This is a genomic window from Ochrobactrum sp. C6C9, assembly GCF_022627935.1.
Classification (GTDB): domain Bacteria; phylum Pseudomonadota; class Alphaproteobacteria; order Rhizobiales; family Rhizobiaceae; genus Brucella; species Brucella teleogrylli.
The window spans coordinates 1-2659 of record NZ_JABXGB010000075.1; the positions used below are offsets into that span (position 1 = coordinate 1).

Below are 2659 nucleotides of genomic sequence, written 5' to 3' on the forward strand. Positions count from 1 at the left end.
CGCTGCGCGAGAAGCGAAATTGACCATGCCTCTTTCACACATAGAACATTTTGCCTTCCTCATTCCCGGTAGTCACCGGGAGAATGACCCCGCACAAGGTTTAGAGGATACGCTTCAGCTTTTCGAGCATGGAGAGCGACTGGGATATGATAGCGCATGGGTGCGCCAGCGCCATCTGGAGCGTGGCATTTCATCCGCAGCCACATTTCTGGCTGCTGCTTCGCAGCGGACGAAACGCATCGGGCTTGGCACTGCGGTCATTCAGCTCGGCTATGAAAATCCATTTCGGCTGGCCGAAGATCTGGCAACTGTGGACTTGCTGTCCCATGGCAGGCTGAATGTTGGTGTTTCGGTGGGCGCGCCGCCTTTTGCGCATCTGATCGCTGATTTCGTTGATGCTGTTCCAACTGCTGATTACAGCCATACGCGCGCAGAAAAACTGGCCCAGGCGCTGCGCTCTGAACCGCTTTCCGGCGAAACCGAAGCGGGCAATGCCGCGGGGGCGCAAATCCCGCGTTTGAGACCTTTTGCCGAAGGGCTGACCGACCGCCTGTGGTATGGCGGCGGCTCGCAAAATTCCGCACGATGGGCGGGCCAGACCGGTTTCAACCTTTTGACGGGAAACATTGTCAGCGGTGAGAATACGGACGATTTTCTGACAGCACAGAAAACACTCATTGAACGCTTCCGTCAGGAATGGAGGCATGAACGTGTGCCGCGTGTTGCACTTGGTCGCGTGATTCTGCCCACCGACAGTGCAAGTCCCGATGCGCGTCGTCGCTATGCGGAATTTGCCGCCGAGCGCGACAAGCGAACAGGTTTCGCCCATGGTCCGCGCCGCACTTTGTTTCTGCCCGATATTGTGGGCACGACTGACCAAATTCTGGAAGCGCTCGCAACCGATCCTGTACTGCCGCAAGTTTCCGAGTTTCGACTGGAACTGCCTTACGAATTTCACACGGACGATTACGCGCAAATTCTCACGGATTTTGCGCGGCTTCTGCCTGCGTCGAATAATCCATTCGTAAATGCCTTTCCACAAGTGAGTGTCCTGACTGGCGTCCTCGCCACCAACTTATAATAGTCAGATGGCGCGGGCGATATCTGATGCTTCACGAGTTCAAAACTTGACTGTCAGTCCCGCGCGATAGGTGCGGCCTGGTGCTGGCATGAAGCTTTGTGCCAGCGCATCCAGATAATAGCGGTCCGTGATGTTCTGCACCGATGCGTTTAAAATGGCATCGTCTCTCAGCTTGTAGCTCATAAAGGCATCGAAAATTGCGACCGGCTGATAGACAAGTTGCGGCGTTGTCGCTCCGGTTTGCCAAGGTTCGGTTATTTCCTCTGTCGGACCAGATGTATAAGTCATTCGCCCTCCTAGGATCAACTTTTCCTCGAAGAAGCGGCTGCCCAATGTCAGGTTTACAGCATATTTGGGTGGGTTCTGCGTATTGGTATAGGAGCCCATAAAGCTGCCCGGCGTGCAGTCGGGTGTATTCTCGGTATGCTGATAAATCCCTGCGGTTTCGCGCAAATAGGACGCGAATGTGGGGTCGCATGTCTCTGTCTTGAAATAATAGGTTGCCGACAGATCGGCAAATAGTTTGCCATTGTCGAATCTCGACTGAAACTCAAGGCCGCTCGTCTTGTAGCTTTCTGCATTGGAGAAGGTCATCACGCCGTTCGTATTCGGGTCATAGTAGCGGGTGATGTAATCTTTAACATTGGTGTTGAAGTAAGCGATCTTGAAAGATGCCGTATCGCCAGCCGTTAGCAGATTGTCGAGCGTGGTGCTGGCACCGATCTCCCAGTTGCGCGAGCGTTCCGGCTTGAGCCCGCGTGTGGGTTCCACCTGAAGCGTTCCCAAAGTGGTTTCGAAAAGCGAAGGCATGCGTATGCCTTCGGCATAACTGGCATAAAGGAAGGTGTCTGGCGCGATCTCGTAATTTACACCAAAAGCAGGCGCGAAACCGCCATCCTTGGTTGACAGGCTCGGGCCCCGGTCAAAACCAACAACCGTCTCCGACCAACGGGGGTCAAAAGCATGGGTGTAGGTAGCACCAAATTCGTTGAATGGTACCCCATCGAATGGATTGTTGCTGTCACCAAAGAGCAGTCCATTGTTCAGGCGAGGGTCCGTCGCATCGCCAAACAGGCCGTTGGAATCCGGTCGCCAGAACATATAGCCAGATTCTTTTGAGTTGGATGCATATATCCAGCGCCCAAAAGCGTCTTCCCATCGCACTTTCGACATAGCGTTGCGGTCTTTCGAGCGAAATATACTGTAGCGACCGCCGCCCCAGAATTCGAGCGTATCCACCGGTCGATATTGTAGTTGACCTGAAAGACTCATTTCTGTTCTGGAACCATCACGCAGAAACCGGTTGGTGTTAAGATCATGCTCGGTAATAACAACGCCATCCTGTGGCTGAATCTCCTCATGTTGGAACGAACCACCAAGCGTGAGATTGAAATCGCCAAACCGTGATGCAAAATCCGTTTTGTTGGAAATATCCCCGCCAATACGGCGATTGGACATTCTGACCCAGCTGCGGTCGCTTGCGAAATACTGTGACTTGGGACAGAGGTGGCTCGGTTTGTTTGAACAGTTTCGGGCGTTTCGCTAAGTGGATTTCCGCCTCGATTATGCCGCCACCAT

2 protein-coding genes are annotated in these 2659 nt (G+C 53.5%); one reads left to right on the forward strand and one right to left on the reverse strand.

Features of this window, described 5'->3' with window-relative positions:
• Positions 1 to 25: 25 nt before the first annotated feature.
• Complete coding sequence (locus tag HWD97_RS24050; protein ID WP_109366223.1) at positions 26 to 1081, forward strand: LLM class flavin-dependent oxidoreductase; 1056 nt, start codon at positions 26 to 28, stop codon at positions 1079 to 1081.
• Between the two features lie 39 nt (positions 1082 to 1120).
• On the opposite strand, the gene HWD97_RS24055 is transcribed toward HWD97_RS24050, so the two are convergent.
• On the reverse strand, positions 1121 to 2539 hold the full coding sequence (locus tag HWD97_RS24055) for a TonB-dependent receptor domain-containing protein (RefSeq protein ID WP_353410130.1): 1419 nt from the start codon (positions 2537 to 2539) through the stop codon (positions 1121 to 1123).
• Between the last annotated feature and the right edge of the window lie 120 nt (positions 2540 to 2659).